Source organism: Streptomyces sp. NPDC025784, assembly GCF_055558435.1.
Map to the genome: position 1 here is coordinate 54559 of NZ_JBVHMN010000029.1, position 17671 is coordinate 72229.

16 protein-coding genes are annotated in these 17671 nt (G+C 67.7%); 10 read left to right on the forward strand and 6 right to left on the reverse strand.

All coding sequences use genetic code 11. From position 1 onward, the window contains the following. The first annotated feature begins 75 nt into the window (after positions 1 to 75). The 3 genes from ACZ4IF_RS41735 (at position 76) to ACZ4IF_RS41745 (ending at position 3268) form a co-directional block, all read left to right on the forward strand. Entirely contained in the window at positions 76 to 1053 is a 978-nt protein-coding gene (locus ACZ4IF_RS41735) for an ABC transporter permease (RefSeq protein WP_467573586.1), read from the forward strand. A gap of 20 nt (positions 1054 to 1073) precedes the next feature. After that, positions 1074 to 2138 (forward strand): ABC transporter ATP-binding protein, encoded by a 1065-nt coding sequence (locus tag ACZ4IF_RS41740; RefSeq protein ID WP_028804693.1) that lies wholly within the window; start codon positions 1074 to 1076, stop codon positions 2136 to 2138. Positions 2139 to 2224: 86 nt separating this feature from the next. Next, positions 2225 to 3268, forward strand: coding sequence for an ABC transporter ATP-binding protein (locus ACZ4IF_RS41745; protein WP_359489764.1), 1044 nt, complete (start codon positions 2225 to 2227; stop codon positions 3266 to 3268). Positions 3269 to 3343: 75 nt separating this feature from the next. Here the strand turns inward: ACZ4IF_RS41745 and ACZ4IF_RS41750 are convergent, their stop codons facing one another. Then, a complete protein-coding gene (locus ACZ4IF_RS41750; RefSeq protein ID WP_467573590.1) occupies positions 3344 to 4087 on the reverse strand; it encodes a class I SAM-dependent methyltransferase in 744 nt (247 codons plus the stop codon). Between the two features lie 103 nt (positions 4088 to 4190). On the opposite strand from ACZ4IF_RS41750, the gene ACZ4IF_RS41755 reads away from it, so the two are divergent. After that, positions 4191 to 4694, forward strand: coding sequence for a DinB family protein (locus ACZ4IF_RS41755; RefSeq protein WP_467573593.1), 504 nt, complete (start codon positions 4191 to 4193; stop codon positions 4692 to 4694). Between the two features lie 9 nt (positions 4695 to 4703). Continuing rightward, positions 4704 to 5081, forward strand: coding sequence for a VOC family protein (locus ACZ4IF_RS41760; RefSeq protein ID WP_467573698.1), 378 nt, complete (start codon positions 4704 to 4706; stop codon positions 5079 to 5081). Positions 5082 to 5231: 150 nt separating this feature from the next. Here the strand turns inward: ACZ4IF_RS41760 and ACZ4IF_RS41765 are convergent, their stop codons facing one another. The 5 genes from ACZ4IF_RS41765 to ACZ4IF_RS41785 form a co-directional block, all read right to left on the reverse strand. Further along, a complete protein-coding gene (locus ACZ4IF_RS41765) occupies positions 5232 to 6272 on the reverse strand; it encodes an ABC transporter ATP-binding protein (RefSeq protein ID WP_467573597.1) in 1041 nt (346 codons plus the stop codon). A gap of 24 nt (positions 6273 to 6296) precedes the next feature. Further along, on the reverse strand, positions 6297 to 7334 hold the full coding sequence (locus ACZ4IF_RS41770) for an ABC transporter ATP-binding protein (RefSeq protein ID WP_467573602.1): 1038 nt from the start codon (positions 7332 to 7334) through the stop codon (positions 6297 to 6299). A gap of 57 nt (positions 7335 to 7391) precedes the next feature. Beyond that, on the reverse strand, positions 7392 to 8372 hold the full coding sequence (locus ACZ4IF_RS41775; RefSeq protein WP_345652901.1) for an ABC transporter permease: 981 nt from the start codon (positions 8370 to 8372) through the stop codon (positions 7392 to 7394). Positions 8373 to 8541: 169 nt separating this feature from the next. Next, a complete protein-coding gene (locus ACZ4IF_RS41780) occupies positions 8542 to 10302 on the reverse strand; it encodes an ABC transporter substrate-binding protein (protein ID WP_467573606.1) in 1761 nt (586 codons plus the stop codon). An 80-nt stretch (positions 10303 to 10382) separates the two neighbouring features. Beyond that, the gene (locus tag ACZ4IF_RS41785; protein ID WP_467573608.1) at positions 10383 to 11411 is read right to left on the reverse strand and encodes an ABC transporter permease; all 1029 of its coding nucleotides are present in this window, start codon (positions 11409 to 11411) and stop codon (positions 10383 to 10385) included. Between the two features lie 489 nt (positions 11412 to 11900). Between ACZ4IF_RS41785 and ACZ4IF_RS41790 the strand changes: the two genes are divergently transcribed. The 5 genes from ACZ4IF_RS41790 (at position 11901) to ACZ4IF_RS41810 (ending at position 17553) form a co-directional block, all read left to right on the forward strand. Further along, a complete protein-coding gene (locus ACZ4IF_RS41790; RefSeq protein ID WP_467573611.1) occupies positions 11901 to 13529 on the forward strand; it encodes a peptide ABC transporter substrate-binding protein in 1629 nt (542 codons plus the stop codon). A gap of 63 nt (positions 13530 to 13592) precedes the next feature. Next, on the forward strand, positions 13593 to 14516 hold the full coding sequence (locus ACZ4IF_RS41795; RefSeq protein WP_028801948.1) for an ABC transporter permease: 924 nt from the start codon (positions 13593 to 13595) through the stop codon (positions 14514 to 14516). Beyond that, positions 14509 to 15486, forward strand: a complete 978-nt coding sequence (locus tag ACZ4IF_RS41800) for an ABC transporter permease (protein WP_359489451.1) — start codon at positions 14509 to 14511, stop codon at positions 15484 to 15486. Before ACZ4IF_RS41795 ends, ACZ4IF_RS41800 begins: the two co-directional genes overlap by 8 nt. 5 nt (positions 15487 to 15491) lie before the next feature. Continuing rightward, positions 15492 to 16487, forward strand: a complete 996-nt coding sequence (locus ACZ4IF_RS41805; protein WP_359489453.1) for an ABC transporter ATP-binding protein — start codon at positions 15492 to 15494, stop codon at positions 16485 to 16487. Next, positions 16468 to 17553, forward strand: a complete 1086-nt coding sequence (locus ACZ4IF_RS41810) for an ABC transporter ATP-binding protein (RefSeq protein ID WP_359489455.1) — start codon at positions 16468 to 16470, stop codon at positions 17551 to 17553. Before ACZ4IF_RS41805 ends, ACZ4IF_RS41810 begins: the two co-directional genes overlap by 20 nt. Positions 17554 to 17671: the final 118 nt, after the last annotated feature.

The following is a 17671-nucleotide window of genomic DNA, read 5'->3' on the forward strand; positions in this document are numbered from 1 at the left end:
TCCCGGGGCGCACTGCGCGCAGTGCGCCCCGGGCGCTCCTGTCCCTGGCCGCCGTCCTGAGAGCAGCGTTCCGCCATGCTTCGATTCATCCTTCGCCGGACGTTCGGCGCGGTGCTCATCCTCCTGCTGATCAGCGCCTTCACGTTCTTCATGTACTACGCGATCCCCCAGGACCCGGCGACACTCGCGTGCGGCAAGAACTGCACCCCGGACGCGCTGGCGATCATCCACAAGAACCTGGGGCTCGACGATCCGATCCCGGTGCAGTACTGGAAGTTCCTCGTCGGCCTGTTCGCCGGGCGGGACTTCGCCGTAGGACACTGCCCGGCCCCCTGCTTCGGCGTCTCCTTCCGCGACCAGCAGATGGTCTGGGACACGATCATGGACCGCTTCCCGCTGACGCTGTCCCTCACCATCGGCGGCCTGCTCGTCTTCCTGATCGTCGGTCTCGGCACCGGTCTCATCGCCGCCCGCTACCGCGGGACCTGGCTCGACAAGACGTTCTCCAGCATCTCGCTGGTGCTCAGCTCGATGCAGATCTACTTCCTCGGCCCGGTCGTCCTCGGCATCTTCGTCTACAGCACCGGCTGGCTGAACAAGCCCAAGTACGTGCCGTTCAGCGAGAATCCGGCGCAGTGGTTCATGGGCCTGCTGATCCCGTGGATCGTGATGTCCGTCATCTTCACCGCCAACTACACACGTATGTCCCGCTCGACGATGATCGAGCAACTCCAGGAGGAGCACGTCCGCGCGGCCCGTGCGAAGGGCATGACCGGGAAGTACGTCTTCTTCCGGTACGCCTGGCGCGGCTCGCTGATTCCGATCCTCACCATCCTCGGCATGGACCTGTCGGCGCTCCTCGGCGGCGCGGTCGTCACCGAGTTCACCTTCGGACTCGCCGGCATCGGACGGCTCGCCGTGGACTCGGTCGTCGGCAAGGACCTGCCGAAACTCATGGGCGTGATGCTCTTCAGCGCCGCGTTCATCCTCCTGCTCAACGTCATCGTGGATGCCCTGTACGCCGTGATCGACCCGCGTGTGCGGCTGTCCTAGTGCTTGAGGAGCCCTCTGAAGTGACCACACTCACCAAGCCCGAGGACGCCCCGGCCGCCGGCGCCTCCGACGCGTTCCTGTCGGTGCGCGACCTGCACGTCCGGTTCGCCACGGAGGACGGCGTCGTCAAGGCGGTCGACGGACTCTCCTTCGACCTGGAGCGCGGCACGACGCTCGGCATCGTCGGCGAGTCCGGCTCGGGGAAGTCCGTCACCAACCTGACCATCCTGGGCCTGCACAACCCGCTGAGCACCACGATCGAGGGCGAGATCGTCCTCGACGGCAAGGAGCTCATCACCGCCACGGAGCCGGAGCTGGAGAAGCTCCGCGGCAACAAGATGGCGATGATCTTCCAGGACGCGCTCACCGCCCTGTCGCCGTACCACAGCGTCGGGCGGCAGATCGGCGAGCCGTTCCGCAAGCACACCGGCGCCTCGAAGAAGGAGGCGCGCGAGCGGGCGATCGAGATGCTGGAGAAGGTGGGCATCCCGCACGCCAAGCGGCGCGTGGACGACTACCCGCACCAGTTCTCCGGCGGTATGCGCCAGCGCGCGATGATCGCGATGTCGCTGGTCTGCAACCCGGATCTGCTGATCGCCGACGAGCCGACGACGGCCCTCGACGTGACGGTCCAGGCGCAGATCCTGGACCTGCTCAAGGACCTCCAGCAGGAGTTCGGCTCCGCGATCATCATGATCACCCACGACCTCGGCGTGGTCGCCAACATGGCGGACGACCTGCTCGTGATGTACGCGGGCCGCGCGGTCGAGCGTGGCACCGTCCGTGAGGTGCTCAAGACTCCGCAACACCCGTACACCTGGGGTCTGCTGGCGTCCATGCCACGTCTGACGGCGGACGTGGACGAGCCGTTGACCCCCATCCCGGGCGCGCCGCCGTCGCTGCTGAACCCGCCCTCGGGCTGCCCGTTCCATCCGCGGTGCGCGTTCAGGAACGAGGTCGAGGGCGCCGACCGGTGTGTGGACATCCGGCCCGAGCTGCCGACGGGACGCGGCGCCGCCTGCCATCTGACGTCGGATCAAAAGAGCCGCATCTTCACCGAGACGATTCGGCCCAGGCTGGGCTGAGGGGACTGACTGTGAGCGACGAGAAAACCGCGGTCGTGACCGATGTGATCCCCGGTCAGCGGGACGTGGACCCGGGCGAGCCCCTCATGCGGGTGACCGACCTGAAGAAGTACTTCCCGGTCAAGGGAGGCTTCCCGATCCGCCGGACGGTCGGCGCCGTGCAGGCCGTGGACGGCGTCTCCTTCGACGTCTTCCCCGGTGAGAGCCTCGGACTGGTCGGTGAGTCGGGCTGCGGCAAGTCCACCACGGGACGGCTGCTGACCCGCCTGATGGAACCCACCCAAGGCACGATCTCGTACCGCGGGAAGGACATCAGCCGCTCCAGCCGGCGTCAGCTGTCCCCGATCCGCTCCGAGATCCAGATGATCTTCCAGGACCCGTACGCCTCGCTGAACCCGCGGCAGACGGTCGGCACGATCATCTCCTCGCCGATGGAGATCAACGGCGTCAACCCGCCCGGCGGGCGCGAGAAGCGCGTGCGTGAGCTGCTGGAGACGGTGGGTCTCAACCCGGAGCACTACAACCGCTTCCCGCACGAGTTCTCCGGCGGTCAGCGCCAGCGCATCGGCGTGGCCCGCGCGCTCGCGCTCAAGCCGAAACTGATCGTGGCGGACGAGCCGGTCTCCGCCCTCGACGTGTCCATCCAGGCGCAGGTGGTGAACCTCCTCCAGGAGGTCCAGCGGGAGATGGGCATCGCGTTCGTCTTCATCGCCCACGACCTCGCCGTCGTCCGCCACTTCTCGCAGCGCGTCGCGGTGATGTACCTGGGCAAGATCGTGGAGCTCGCCGACCGGACGTCGCTGTACACCGGCCCCCGGCACCCGTACACCCACGCGCTGATGTCGGCCGTCCCCGACGCGGACATCGATGCCGAGAAGAAGGAACGCATCCGTCTCCAGGGCGACGTCCCGTCCCCCATCTCCCCGCCGTCCGGCTGCCGTTTCCGCACGCGCTGCTGGAAGGCGCAGGACAAGTGCGCGCAGGAGGAGCCGCCGCTGGTCCGCCTCTCCGGCAACGCCGAGGGCCACCTCACCGCCTGCCACTTCCCGGAGGAGCCCACCATCGAGGCGCGCGCCGAGGACATCGTGCTGGATCCGGCACTGGCGGCGCTGGAGGCCGAGGACGACTGAAGGGGTGCCGAACGGCACCCCCCGGCGCCCGTCCGCCGGACCGCCGCCCGGCCGTCCGGGCCCCGGCCGGAGCGGTCAGCGGAGTCCGGCCGGGCCGGCCATGGTGATGATCTCGGGGGAGGCGGGGGTCAGCGGCCCCCGCCCCCAGTCCCCGAACTGCTCGCGCACCACCAGCCCGGCCTCGTCCAGATAGCCGGACAGCGCCTCGGGGCCGAGAAAGCGCAGCGTGCTGCGGCTGGTCCGCGGCCGTTCCCACGCCGGATGCTCGAACGTCTGCGTGAACGTCACCCGCTCCCCGAGCACCGGCGTCTCCACCTCGTGCCACACGCGGACGACCGCTCCGTGCGCGTCGCTCACCTCGTGCACGTGCTCGGGGCTCCACGACTCCCAGGAGCGGGCGGCGGGATGGCGCGTCTCGAACACGAACTGCCCGCCGTCGCTCAGCGCTTCGCGCACGGTGCCGAGGGCGATCCGCAACTCCTCGTCACCGAGCAGGACCTGGAAGGCGTGCCCGGTCATCACCACGAGGTCGAACTCCCGCTCCCAGCGGGTGGAGGCGAGATCCCCGAGCACCCACTCGACCGCGTCCCACCGCCGCGCCTGCACCAGCATGGCCGCCGCCGGATCGAGCCCGCACAGTCTGCCGCGGTGCCCGGCCTCCCGGGCCCGGCCCAGCAACTGCCCCGTCCCGCACCCGACATCGAGCACCGACCGCGCGGACATCACCAGGCCCAGATAGAAGTCGTCGCTCGGGCCCCAGGGATTGAGCGCGTCGTACAGGGCGGCGAGGGTGACGTCACTGAACGAACGATCAGTCATCGCAGCAGTCTGTCAGCCCGCGAGGCCGCTCGAACCATGTTCGGAGAGTACCGGTGGTAAATCGCTCGACATCGAACGGCCGGGCCGGGGATGCTTCCCTTCGATGACGCGAACCGATACGCCGTCCTCCTGGGACGAGCGCACTCAGCTGGCCACCTTCCTCGACTATGCCCGGGCCACCGCCCGCGACAAGTGCGAGGGCGTCTCCGCGCAGGACGCCGTCAAGGCGCCGCTGCCGGGCTCCCCGCTGATGACCCTGTGCGGGCTGATCAGCCATCTGCGCTGGGTCGAGTACTTCTGGTTCCAGGTCGTCTTCCTCGGCGAGGAGGACGAGGGCCCCTGGACGGACGAGGACCCCGACCGCGAGATGCGCATCGCCGTCGACGTCCCGCTCGCCCAGCTCCTCGACGAGTACGAGGAGCAGAGCACCCGCTACCGGGAGCTGGTGGCCGGGCACGACCTGGACGCCGAGGCGAAGCGGGCCATCCGGGACGGCCGCCATGTGAACCTGCGCTGGATCATCCTGCATCTCGTCGAGGAGACGGCCCGCCACAACGGTCACCTCGACATCCTGCGCGAACTGGCCGACGGCCGCACCGGCTCCTAGGGAGAAGCCCTGTTGAACCCCACGATCCGCACCATCACCTTCGACTGCACCGGAGACCCGTACGATCTCGGGCTGTTCTGGAGCGAGTTGCTCGGACGGCCGCTCGCCGACGACGACAAGCCCGGTGACCCGGAGGCGGTGATCCAGGACCCGTCCGGGGGACCGGCCCTGCTGTTCGTGCGCGTTCCCGAAGGCAAGACGGCCAAGAACCGCATCCATCTGGACCTCCAGCCGCAGGACCGCACCCGGGGGGCGGAGGTCGAGCGCGCCGTCGGGCTCGGGGCCCGCCTGGTCGCGGACCACACCCGTCCCGACGGCCGGGGCTGGGTCACCCTCGCCGACCCGGAGGGCAACGAGTTCTGCATGGAGCGCGGCGAGGCGGGCTGAGCCCGGCACGCCGTGGGACGAACGCGCGAAGGCCCGCACCCAGCAGGGTGCGGGCCTTCTTCTTGCCCGGGAACCGGACGTTCGTGGGCTCGGGTCAATGGGCCGGCGAAGGTCGGTCCCGCAAGCCGCGGGCTGACGAAAAGGGGTGTGTCAGGCCGCGACGTCCTTGGAGAGGCGGGGCGCCGGGACGGTGTCGTGCGTCTCGGGGTAGTGGCAGGCCGTCAGGTGGCCTTCCTTGTTGCCCGCGACCTGGACCAGCGGCGGAGCCTCCGTCGCGCACTTCTCCGTCGCCTTCCAGCACCGGGTGCGGAAGCGGCAGCCCGACGGCGGGTTGAGCGGGGAGGGCACGTCACCCTTGAGGAGGATGCGCTCGCGGGCAGGCACCTCGTCCGCCGTGGCCTCGGGAACGGCGGACAGCAGCGCGCGCGTGTAGGGGTGGCGGGGGTTCTCGTACAGGTCCTCGCGGTTGGCGATCTCGACGATCTTGCCGAGGTACATGACCGCGACGCGCTCCGAGAAGTGGCGCACCACCGCGAGGTCGTGGGCGATGAAGACGAACGCGATGCCCAGGTCCCGCTGGAGGTCCTGGAGCAGGTTGACCACCTGCGCCTGGATGGAGACGTCGAGGGCGGAGACCGGCTCGTCCGCCACGATCAGCTTGGGCTCCAGCGCGAGCGCGCGGGCCACGCCGATGCGCTGGCGCTGGCCGCCGGAGAACTCGTGCGGGAAGCGGTTGTAGTGCTCGGGGTTGAGACCCACCGTCTCCAGCAGCTCACGCACGCGGTTCTCGTGGCCGCCGGGCGGGTTGATCCCGTTGATCTCCATGGGGCCGGAGATGATCTTGCCGACCGTCTGCCGCGGGTTCAGCGAGGCGTACGGGTCCTGGAAGATCATCTGGATCTCGGAGCGGACCGGGGCCAGCTGCTTGCGGCCCGCGTGCGTGATGTCCTGGCCGCGGTACTTGATGCTGCCGCCGGTGGGCTCCAGCAGACGCGTGATCAGCCGGCCGGTGGTCGACTTGCCGCAGCCGGACTCGCCGACCAGACCCAGGCTCTCGCCCTCGGCGACCTGGAAGTCCAGGCCGTCCACGGCCTGCACGGCGCCGATCTTCCGCTTGAAGGGGAAGCCGCCCATGACCGGGAAGTGCTTGGTCAGTCCGGTGACGTCCAGGAGGGGGTTCGTGTTGCTCATGATCGTGATTCCGTCTCGTGTCCGTCAGTGCGACCGGGTCGCGGCGTAGTCGGCGAAGAACTCACGGCGCTGGTCGTCCGTGAGGTGGCAGGCGGAGCCCCGCCCGTCCGTGATGTCCAGCAGCGGCTGCTCGGTGGAGCACAGGCCACCCTGGACCTTCTCCGCGAAGGTGCACCGCGGGTGGAAGCGGCAGCCCGACGGCGGGTTGAGCAGCGAGGGCGGCGATCCGGGGATGGGCGACAGCGGGACGTCGATCGGCCCGTCCAGGCTCGGCATCGAGCCGAGCAGACCCCAGGTGTACGGGTGCTGCGGGGCGCGCAGCACCTCCTTCTTGGTACCGCGCTCCACGCACCGGCCGCCGTACATCACCAGCACGTCGTCCGCGATGTCGGCGATGACACCGAGGTCGTGCGTGATGAAGATGATCGCCGTGCCGAACTCCTGCTGGAGGTCCTTCAGGAGGTCCATGATCTGGGCCTGCACGGTCACGTCGAGCGCGGTGGTCGGCTCGTCCGCGATCAGCAGCTCGGGGTCGCACACCAGGGCCATGGCGATCATCGCGCGCTGACGCATACCGCCGGAGAACTGGTGCGGGTAGTCGTCCACCCGGACGTCCGGCTGCGGGATGCCGACGCGCCTGAGCATCTCGATCGCCCGCTCCCGGGCCTCCTTCTTGGAGGCACCGGTGTGCTTGCGGTACGTCTCGCCGATCTGCTTGCCGATGGTGTGGTACGGCGAGAGCGAGGCCAGCGCGTCCTGGAAGATCATCGACATCTTGTTGCCGCGCAGCTGCTCCAGCTCACGCTCGCCGGCGGTCAGCAGCTCCTTGCCGTCGAGGAGGATCTCCCCGTCGATGGAGGTGCGGTCACGGTCGTGGAGCCCCAGGATCGTGAGGTTCGTGACGGACTTGCCCGAACCGGACTCGCCCACGATGCCGAGCGTCTTGCCCTTGGCCAGGTCGAAGGAGAGACCGTCGACGGCCTTGACGACGCCGTCTTCGGTGGAGAAGTGGACCTTCAGATCCCTGACGGACAGGAAGGGCTGCTGATCGGTGCTCGTCACGGGGACGCTCCTGAGGGGGTGATGCCGGGGTTGCTGTCGGGGGCGGGGTGCCCGAGGTCAGGCGAGCCGGATCCGCGGGTCGATGAGGGCGTAGACGGCGTCGACGATGATGTTGAAGAACACGATCGCGCCGGCCGACAGGACGGTGACGCCGAGCAGCATGGGCAGGTCGCTCTTGTTCACGGAGTCCACCGCGAGGCGGCCGATGCCCTGGATGCTGAAGGTCGATTCGGTGATGATCGCGCCACCGATCAGGGTGCCCAGGTCGATGCCGAAGACCGTGACGATGGGACCCATCGCACCGCGCCAGGCGAACCGGAAGAACACGTTCGTACGGGACAGGCCCTTGGCGCGGGCCGTGCGGACGTAGTCCTCACTGAGCTGCTCGACCAGCTGGGAGCGGGTCATGCGGGTGTAGTTGGCGGTGAAGATGATCGCCAGGGTCAGCCAGGGCAGCAGCAGTCCGGAGAACCAGGAGACCGGGTCCTCGCTGAGCGGCGTGTACGAGGGCTGAGCAAAGATGCCGAGCTTGGCGACGAAGAAGAACATCGCGATGTAGCCGACGAAGTAGATCTGCAGCGAGGAGCCGAAGAGCGAGGCCGAGCTGGCGAACTTGTCCAGGAACTTGCCCTGCTTGACGGCGGCCAGCATGCCGGCGCCGACACCGAAGACCAGGAAGACGGCGGCCGCGCCGAAGGCGAGCGAGAGGGTCGTCGGCAGACGGTCCAGGATGGTGCCGAGGACGGGCTCGCGGTTGGCGAAGGAGTAGCCGAGGCAGGGGGCGTTGCAGTTGCCGAAGCTGCCGTAGTCGCGCCCGACGAACACACCCTTGAGCCAGTCCCAGTACTGCACCGGGATCGGGTGGTCGATGCCCAGGTTGTGCCGGATCTGCGCGAGCATGTCGGGCGTGCAGTTCTTGCCGCAGGACATCATCGCCGGGTCACGCGGAATGGCGTAGAACAGGCCGAAGGTGATGGCACTGATGATCAGGAGGATGACCAGTGCGCCGAAGACTCGGCGGATGAGAAAGCGGGACATGGGGGCGTGACTTTCCGGACGGGGCGCCGTCGCCGGGGGCGTGGGTGTGGGAGGGCCGCAGGGTGGCGTTCAGGTGAACGACCGCCCTTGGGCCCTGTCGCCGGACCCGCTCTCTCCGCCTCACGGGCGGATCGGGCGGAGTCCGGCGACAGGACCCGGGTCGTACGGCTTACTTCATCGCGTACAGCTTGCAGAGCGCGACGCAGGTGTTGCCGCTGTCGTACGTGACGTTGCCGACCTTGGAACCGTGCATCCAGTTACGGATGGAGTGGTAGTCCGGGACCACCGCGGCGAGCTCCATGATCTGGCGGTCGACTTCGCCCCAGGCCTTGTTCGCGGCCTCGACGTCGGTGATCTTGGCGGCCGCGTCGATGGCCTTGTTGACGCTCGGGTCGTTCAGCTGGGCGTAGTTGCTGCGGCCGTCGCCGATGTTCTTGCCGCTCCAGCAGGGGAAGAAGACCGAGTAGCCGTTCGGCCAGTCCGGGCTCCAGCCGGCCGCGAACAGGTCGAAGTCGTTGTCGATCTTGCCGATCTGCGTGTAGAAGGTCGACTTGTCGACCTGCTTGTTGACGACCTGGAAGCCGGCGGCCTCCAGGGCGTTCTTGATCGCGACGGCCGACTTCACCGAGTTGTCCGAGGACTGGTAGGCGATGACCAGCTTCTGGCCGACCTTGCCGGCCTCCTTCAGCAGGGCCTTGGCCTTGGCCGCGTCGCCACCGGGCTTCTTGGTGACGCCGTAGAGGTCGAACTTCTGGTAACCCGGGGTCACCGGAGAGAGGATCGTGGTGGCGAGCTCGCTGGTGGAGGCGCCGCCGCGGATCGTCTGCAGCTGCTGGTGCGGCCAGGCCCAGTTGATGGCCTGACGGACCTTGACGTCCTTGATGCGGGTCATGTTGATCGGCCAGTAGTACGTGACCGTGTCGACCTCGGTGAGGACGCGCTGCTTGAGCTTCGCGTTGGTGAGGACCTGGGCGATGCGCTCCGGGGCGACCTCGTTGAAGATCGACATCGCGTACTGGTCGTTGCCCTTGTCCGCGATGTAGCGGTCGGTCGAGGCCAGCAGCTCGAAGCCGAACTGGAAGACGTACTTGTCCGGGTAGTTGTTGCGGATCGCGTCGGTCTTCGGGTCCCAGTGCTCGTTGCGCACGTAGGTGAGCGACTTGCCGATGCTGCGGGCGCCGATCTTGTACGGGCCGCAGGAGAAGGGCTTCTTGTCGTACTTCTCCTTGGTGTCGTGCTTCTTGTTCACCAGGGAGTAGCCGCGCATGGCGAGCGTGAAGTTGAAGTCCGTGCGGGCTTCGTTGAGGTGGAACGTGATGGTCTTGCCGTCGACCTCGATGGAGTCGAGCTTCTTGCCGCTGTAGGGGCCCTTGTACTTGTCGCCACCCTCCAGCCACTGCTGGACGTAGCGGGGACCCTCGGTGATGAAGGAGGCGAAGAGGCGCTCGAAGGTGTGGCGGAGGTCGTCGGAGGAGACGTCCGAGCCGTCCTCCCACTTGACGCCGTCCTTCAGGGTGAAGGTCCAGGTCTTGCCGCCGTCCTTCATGGTGCCGGCGTCGGTGGCCGCGTCGCCGACCAGCGTCGCGCCGCCCTTCTCGTCGATCTTGTAGCCGGTGAGACCACGCAGGATCGGGACGGTGATGGCGCCCTCGGTCGAGACGTAGATCTGCGCCGGGTCCATGTGGTCCATGTCGAACTGGTCGAGCGAGTAGATCGTGCCGCCCTTGACCGCTCCCTTGACCTCCGGCGCGGGGCCGACGGAGTCGGCCTTGGTGCCGACCGGGATCTCCTGGGTCTTGGAGCCGCTGACCGAGGGGACCTTGCTCTTCGACTTGCTGTCGCTTCCGCTGCCGCCACAGGCGGTCAGGACGGACGACGAGGCCGCGACCACGCCGGTGGCGATCAGGAAGTTTCTACGGGAGAAAGACATGGATGAGCCTGCCTTATAGGGACGATCGGGACGGGTGTTACCGGCCGCACGACACTGAACCGGCCGGGTGGATCTGGTGGCTACCGCTTGGACTTCGGGTCGAGCGCGTCGCGCACCGAATCGCCGAGCAGGTTGAAGGCGAGGACGAAGATCACCATCGACAGGCCCGGGAAGAGCATGAAGGTGAGGTCCTCGGTGTAGAACTGGGCGCCGCGCTGGATCATGACGCCCCAGTCCGGCGTGGGGTCGATGATGCCGACGCCGAGGAAGGCCAGACCGGCCTCCGCGGTCACGAACGCCGGGAGCATCAGCGTGGACTGGATGATGATCGGCGTCCACAGGTTGGGCAGCAGTTCCTTGAACACGATGCGCCGGGGCGACGCACCGGTGACCTTGGCCGCCTCGATGTACTCGCGCTCGCGCAGACCGAGGACCTGGCCGCGCAGCAGGCGGGCGATGGACGCCCAGCCGAAGGCGGAGAGGACCAGGATCAGGGAGATGGCCCGCAGCGAGGTGGGGATGTTCTCGTCGGGGGCGACGAAGAGGCCGTACACCACCGGCATGAAGGCGATGAAGAACAGCGTCGACGGGAACGACAGCAGGATGTCGATGATGCGGCCGACGAGGTAGTCGGTCTTGCCGCCCAGGTAGCCGGCCGTGACGCCGACGATCACACCGATGACGGTGGTCAGCAGCGTGGCGGCCACGGCGATGCCCAGGGAGGTGCGGATGCCGTACAGCAGGAAGGTGAAGACGTCACGGCCCAGCTGCGGCTCGATGCCGAACCAGAACTCCGAGCTGATACCGCCGTTGGGACCCGCGGGGTACGAGAAGGCGTCGAGGAGTTCCGGGCGCTGGCTGGCGTACGTGGTGTACGGGTCCTTGCCGTACAGCTTCGAGATCAGCGGCGCGAGGATCGCGATCGCAAAGAAGAAGATCACGATGTACGCGGATATGACGCCCGTGCGGTCACGCTTGAACCGCTTCCAGGCGAGTCGTCCCGGGGAGCGACTCTCCGAGCCCTTGGGGTTGGCGGACGAATCCGGGATCTGGCCGATCTCGTCGGTCACCTCAAGCGATGCGGCCGCGGAAGGAGTAGGGAGGGTCATGGTGCTCCAGGCCCGATGGGGTCAACGGCTCCGCAGGGCGCTCCCTACGGGCTACGCCGGACTTTTTCAACGCAATTCATTCAAGGTCAATAAATTCTCGGTCGCCTTGGGCTTCTCTTTACCTTCTTTGCCTTGGCTTGACCTCAGCGTAACTACGCGTGTAGCGCACCGTGGCCGTTCTGTGTCCGGAATCGGGCCAACTGCGCGAAACGGGCAAGAGGTTCGATAACCGGACGCCGGAGTCTCGGAATGCGTACATCTGGTGCACGTAAATCAACGGTTCTGCATCGAACGGCGAAGATCCATTGCATAGATCATCCGGAGCGACCGCTTCCGAAAGCATCCGGGTGACGGTGAGGTCCGGACGGGTGGGGTGAATATGCGATACGTCCTGTGTATGCCGATATTGGGCGCTACAGGCAGGGCGCACCGGGGCCGGACGCGAACACCCGGAGCCGGTGCCACAGCGCACTCTTGAGGAGGCACTCCATGCGTGGAGCCACGCACGCCAGATGGGCCGCTTGTGCGACGGCCGTCGCCCTCGCGACGGCCGGCTGCGGGGGCGGCGGCGGAGACAGTGGCGGTGGCGACGCCGGGGTCCTCAGTTCCTCCTGGGGCGACCCGCAGAACCCGCTGGAGCCGGCCAACACCAACGAGGTGCAGGGCGGCAAGGTCCTCGACATGATCTTCCGCGGGCTGAAGCGCTATGACGCCAAGACCGGAGCGGCCCAGGACATGCTCGCCGAGAAGATCGAGACCCCGGACTCGCAGAACTTCACGATCACCGTGAAGGACGGCTGGAAGTTCAGCAACGGCGAGGCCGTCACGGCGAAGTCCTTCGTCGACGCCTGGAACTACGGGGCGAGCCTGAAGAACAAGCAGAAGAACGCGTACTTCTTCGGCTACATCGAGGGCTACGACAAGGTCCACCCCTCCTCGGGCGCCCAGAGCGCCGACACGCTGTCCGGGCTCAAGGTGACCGGCACCGACACGTTCACCGTCAAGCTCAACCAGAAGTTCTCGACCTTCCCCGACACCCTCGGCTACGCGGCCTTCTCGCCGCTGCCCGGCGCGTTCTTCAGCGACCACGCGGCCTGGCTCCGGAAACCGGTCGGCAACGGGCCGTACACGGTGGACTCCTACACCAAGGGCTCGCAGCTGTCCCTGCGCAAGTGGGACGCCTACCCCGGGCAGGACAAGGCGCAGAACGGCGGAGTGGATCTCAAGGTCTACACCGACAACAACACCGCCTACACCGACCTGCTGGCCGGCAACCTCGACCTCGTCGACGACGTGCCCGCCGCCCAGCTCAAGAACGCGAAGAGCGACCTCGGCGGCCGGTACATCAACACGCCGGCCGGCATCATCCAGACGATCGCCTTCCCGTTCTACGACAAGAAGTGGGACTCCAGCGGAGCGCAGAAGGTCCGCCAGGGCCTGTCGATGGCGATCAACCGCAAGCAGATCACCGACACGATCTTCCAGAAGACCCGCACCCCGGCCACCGACTGGACCTCGCCGGTCCTCGGCAAGGACGGCGGCTTCCAGGACGGGCTGTGCGGTGCCTCCTGCGAGTACGACCCCGCCAAGGCCAAGCAGCTGGTGCAGGAGGGCGGCGGTCTGCCCGGCGGTCAGGTCAAGCTCACGTACAACGCGGACACCGGCTCCCACAAGGAGTGGATCGACGCCGTCTGCAACTCCATCAACAATGCGCTGGGCAACGACAAGGCCTGTGTCGGCAATCCGGTCGGCACCTTCGCGGACTTCCGCAAGCAGATCGACCAGCACCAGATGCCCGGTCCCTTCCGGGCCGGCTGGCAGATGGACTACCCGCTCATCCAGAACTTCCTCCAGCCGCTGTACTACACGAACGCCTCCTCCAACGACGGCAAGTGGTCGAACAAGGACTTCGACAAGCTCGTCGACCAGGCGAACGCCGAGACGGACCGTGCCAAGGCCGTCCAGCTCTTCCAGCAGGCCGAGGGGGTCGTGCGGGACAACATGGCCGCCATCCCGCTCTGGTACCAGAACGGCAGCGCCGGCTACTCGGAACGGCTCTCCGACGTGGCGCTCAACCAATTCAGCGTCCCCGTCTACAACGAGATCAAGGTCAGCTGAGCCGCCGGGACAGCCGGACCGTCCGCGGGCGGCCGGCTGTCCCACGACCCCCGGAGCCTCTCCATGGGACGGTATGTGATCCGGCGCCTGCTCCAGATGATCCCGGTCTTCATCGGCGCCACCCTGCTGATCTTCCTGATGGTCAACGTGATGGGCGACCCCATCGCCGGCCTGTGCGGCGACAAGCAGTGCGACCCCGCCACGGCCGCTCAGCTGCGCCAGGAGTACAACCTCGACAAGCCCGTATGGCAGCAATACCTGACATACATGGGCAAAGTCTTCACCGGTGACTTCGGGACGGCGTTCAACGGACAGCCGGTCACCGAGCTGATGGCCAGCTCCTTCCCGGTCACCATCCGGCTGACCATCGTCGCCATCCTCTTCGAGATCGTCATCGGCATCTCGCTCGGCGTCGTCACCGGCCTGCGCCGCGGCAGGCCCGTCGACACCGGCGTCCTGCTGCTCACCCTCGTCGTCATCTCGGTGCCGACCTTCGTGACCGGTCTGCTGCTCCAGCTGCTCCTCGGAGTCGAGTGGGGCTGGATCAGACCGTCCGTCTCCCCGGACGCCACGTTCGGCGAGCTGATCGTCCCCGGTCTGGTCCTCGCGTCCGTGTCACTCGCCTACGTGACCCGGCTGACCCGCACCTCCATCGCGGAGAACAGACGGTCCGACTACGTCCGCACCGCCGTCGCCAAGGGGCTGCCCCGGCGCAGGGTGATCACCCGGCACCTGCTGCGCAACTCGCTCATCCCCGTGATCACGTTCATCGGCACCGACATCGGCGCGCTGATGGGCGGGGCCATCGTCACCGAGCGGATCTTCAACATCCACGGCGTCGGCTTCCAGCTCTACCAGGGCATCGTCCGCCAGAACACCCAGACCGTGGTCGGCTTCGTGACCATCCTCGTCCTCGTCTTCCTGGTCGCCAACCTGCTCGTCGACCTCCTGTACGCCGTACTCGACCCGAGGATCCGCTATGCCTGAACCGCAGCGGCCGGAAGGCGCCATCGCCCCCACGGGAATGGGCGGCACCATGGACCTCGGCGCCGGCGAGGCCCTCACCCTGGAGAAGACGCCGGGCGGCCCGGAGGGCACCGGACCGCAGGAGAAGCCGCGCTCGCTGTGGTCCGACGCGTGGCGGGACCTGCGGCGCAACCCCGTCTTCATCGTCTCCGCGCTGGTCATCCTCTTCCTGGTCGTCATCTCCGTCTGGCCCTCGCTGATCACCTCCGGCAACCCGCTCCAGTGCGACCTCGCCAAGGCCCAGGAGGGTTCCCAGCCGGGACATCCCTTCGGCTTCGACGGCCAGGGCTGCGACGTCTACACACGCACCGTCTACGGGACCCGCATCTCGATCAGCGTCGGTGTCCTCGCCACCCTCGGTGTCGCCCTCCTCGGCTCACTGCTGGGCGGACTGGCCGGGTTCTACGGCGGGGTGTGGGACTCGATCCTGTCCCGCATCACCGACATCTTCTTCGCCATCCCCGTCGTGCTCGGCGGTCTGGTCCTGCTCTCCGTGGTGACCAGCAATACGGTCTGGCCGGTCATCGGGTTTATGGTGCTGCTCGGCTGGCCGCAGATCTCCCGCATCGCCCGCGGCTCCGTCATCACGACCCGGCAGAACGACTACGTGCAGGCCGCCCGCGCCCTCGGCGCCTCCGACTCCCGGCTGCTGCTGCGGCACATCACCCCGAACGCCGTCGCGCCGGTGATCGTCGTCGCCACCATCGCGCTCGGCACGTACATCGCCCTGGAGGCGACGCTCTCCTACCTCGGCGTCGGTCTGAAACCCCCGACCGTCTCCTGGGGCATCGACATCTCCTCCGCGTCGGCGTACATCCGCCAGGCCCCGCACATGCTGCTGTGGCCCGCCGGCGCGCTCGCGATCACCGTGCTCGCGTTCATCATGCTCGGCGACGCGGTGCGCGACGCCCTCGACCCGAAGCTGAGGTGACGGCCGTGCTGCTCGAAGTGCGTGATCTGCACGTGGAGTTCAGGACCAGGGACGGTGTCGCCAAAGCCGTCAACGGGGTCTCCTACGGCGTGGACGAGGGGGAGACCCTCGCCGTGCTCGGCGAGTCGGGCTCCGGCAAGTCGGTGACCGCGCAGGCCGTGATGGGCATTCTCGACACACCGCCCGCGCGCATCACGGGCGGCGAGATCCTCTTCCAGGGCAGGGACCTGCTCACGCTCAAGGAGGACGAGCGGCGCAAGGTCCGTGGCGCCGGGATGGCGATGATCTTCCAGGACGCGCTGTCCGCCCTGAACCCGGTGCTCAGCGTCGGCGAACAGCTCGGCGAGATGTTCGTGGTGCACCGCGGCATGTCCCGCAAGGACGCCCGCGCCAAGGCGGTCGAGCTGATGGACCGGGTCCGTATCCCGGCCGCCGCCGACCGGGTGCGCGACTATCCGCACCAGTTCTCCGGCGGCATGCGCCAGCGCATCATGATCGCCATGGCGCTGGCCCTGGAGCCCGCCCTGATCATCGCCGACGAGCCGACCACCGCGCTCGACGTCACCGTCCAGGCCCAGGTCATGGATCTGCTCGCCGAGTTGCGGCGCGAACTCGACATGGGGCTCATCCTCATCACCCACGACCTCGGCGTGGTCGCCGACGTCGCCGACCGGATCGCCGTGATGTACGCGGGACGGATCGTGGAGTCGGCACCCGTGCACGACATCTACAAGGCACCGGCCCACCCCTACACGAAGGGCCTCCTGGACTCGATCCCGCGGCTCGACCAGAAGGGCCACGAGCTCTACGCCATCAAGGGACTGCCGCCCAACCTCATGCGCATTCCGCCGGGTTGCGCCTTCCACCCGCGCTGCCCGATGGCCCGCGACGTCTGCCGGACCGACGTGCCGCCGCAGGCGGAGGTGGAGGGCAGCGGCGGGGCCCGCAGGAGCGCCTGCTTCTTCTGGAGGGAGTGCCTCGATGGCCGACACGACGGCTGAGACGATCCTGGAGGTCGACGGGCTGGTCAAGCACTACCCGCTCACCCGGGGGATCCTGTTCAAGAAGCAGATCGGCGAGGTCAAGGCCGTCGACGGGGTCGACTTCCGCCTCGGCCGCGGGGAGACCCTCGGCATCGTCGGCGAGTCCGGCTGCGGCAAGTCCACGGTGGCCAGGATGCTGGTCAACCTGGAGCGGCCCACGGCCGGGACCATCAAGTACAAGGGCGAGGACATCACCCGGCTGTCCGGCAGGGCGCTCAAGGCCGTGCGCCGCAACATCCAGATGGTCTTCCAGGACCCGTACACCTCGCTCAACCCGCGCATGACCGTCGGCGACATCATCGGGGAGCCGTACGAGATCCATCCCGAGGTCGCGCCGAAGGGCGACCGCCGCAGGAGGGTCCAGGATCTGCTCGACGTGGTCGGGCTCAACCCGGAGTACGTCAACCGCTATCCGCACCAGTTCTCCGGGGGCCAGCGCCAGCGCATCGGCATCGCGCGCGGGCTGGCGCTGCGGCCCGAGATCATCGTCGCCGACGAGCCGGTGTCCGCGCTCGACGTCTCCGTGCAGGCCCAGGTGGTCAACCTGCTGGAGCGACTGCAGGACGAGTTCGACCTGTCGTACGTCTTCATCGCGCACGACCTGTCGATCGTGCGGCACATCTCCGACCGGGTCGGGGTGATGTACCTCGGGCGGATCGTGGAGACCGGCAGGGACGCCGAGATCTACGACCATCCGACGCACCCCTACACCCAGGCCCTGCTGTCCGCCGTGCCGGTGCCCGACCCGGAGGCCCGGGAGCACCGGGAGCGGATCATCCTGACCGGCGACGTGCCGTCCCCGGCGAACGTGCCGTCCGGGTGCCGCTTCCGCACCCGCTGCTGGAAGGCACAGGAGCGGTGCGCGCTGGAAGTGCCGCTGCTCGCGGTGCCCGCGGAATTCCGGTTCACCGAGGGGCCGGCCGCGCACGACTCGGCATGTCACTTCGCGGAGGAGAAGCAGGTCGTTCCGCCGGAGGAGCCGGGTGATGAACCTCCGACGGAGGAACCGGAGTCGGCACCATAAGTGTGCACATCAGGATGAACTTCGTTAACACGCAGGCAACTTGGCGGAAGCGGTACCGATATACGGACGGGTCAAGGTGGACACCGTACGGCCGTGCGGGTGCCGTGAACGAGCCGGG

Coding starts and splice junctions, on each gene's coding strand:
- ACZ4IF_RS41735 (WP_467573586.1), top strand. CDS start 76: ATGCTTCGATTCATCCTTCGCCGGACGTTCGGCGCGGTGCTCATCCTC.
- ACZ4IF_RS41745 (WP_359489764.1), top strand. CDS start 2,225: ATGCGGGTGACCGACCTGAAGAAGTACTTCCCGGTCAAGGGAGGCTTC.
- ACZ4IF_RS41750 (WP_467573590.1), bottom strand. CDS start 4,087: ATGACTGATCGTTCGTTCAGTGACGTCACCCTCGCCGCCCTGTACGAC.
- ACZ4IF_RS41755 (WP_467573593.1), top strand. CDS start 4,191: ATGACGCGAACCGATACGCCGTCCTCCTGGGACGAGCGCACTCAGCTG.
- ACZ4IF_RS41765 (WP_467573597.1), bottom strand. CDS start 6,272: ATGAGCAACACGAACCCCCTCCTGGACGTCACCGGACTGACCAAGCAC.
- ACZ4IF_RS41775 (WP_345652901.1), bottom strand. CDS start 8,372: ATGTCCCGCTTTCTCATCCGCCGAGTCTTCGGCGCACTGGTCATCCTC.
- ACZ4IF_RS41780 (WP_467573606.1), bottom strand. CDS start 10,302: ATGTCTTTCTCCCGTAGAAACTTCCTGATCGCCACCGGCGTGGTCGCG.
- ACZ4IF_RS41785 (WP_467573608.1), bottom strand. CDS start 11,411: ATGACCCTCCCTACTCCTTCCGCGGCCGCATCGCTTGAGGTGACCGAC.
- ACZ4IF_RS41790 (WP_467573611.1), top strand. CDS start 11,901: ATGCGTGGAGCCACGCACGCCAGATGGGCCGCTTGTGCGACGGCCGTC.
- ACZ4IF_RS41795 (WP_028801948.1), top strand. CDS start 13,593: ATGGGACGGTATGTGATCCGGCGCCTGCTCCAGATGATCCCGGTCTTC.
- ACZ4IF_RS41800 (WP_359489451.1), top strand. CDS start 14,509: ATGCCTGAACCGCAGCGGCCGGAAGGCGCCATCGCCCCCACGGGAATG.
- ACZ4IF_RS41810 (WP_359489455.1), top strand. CDS start 16,468: ATGGCCGACACGACGGCTGAGACGATCCTGGAGGTCGACGGGCTGGTC.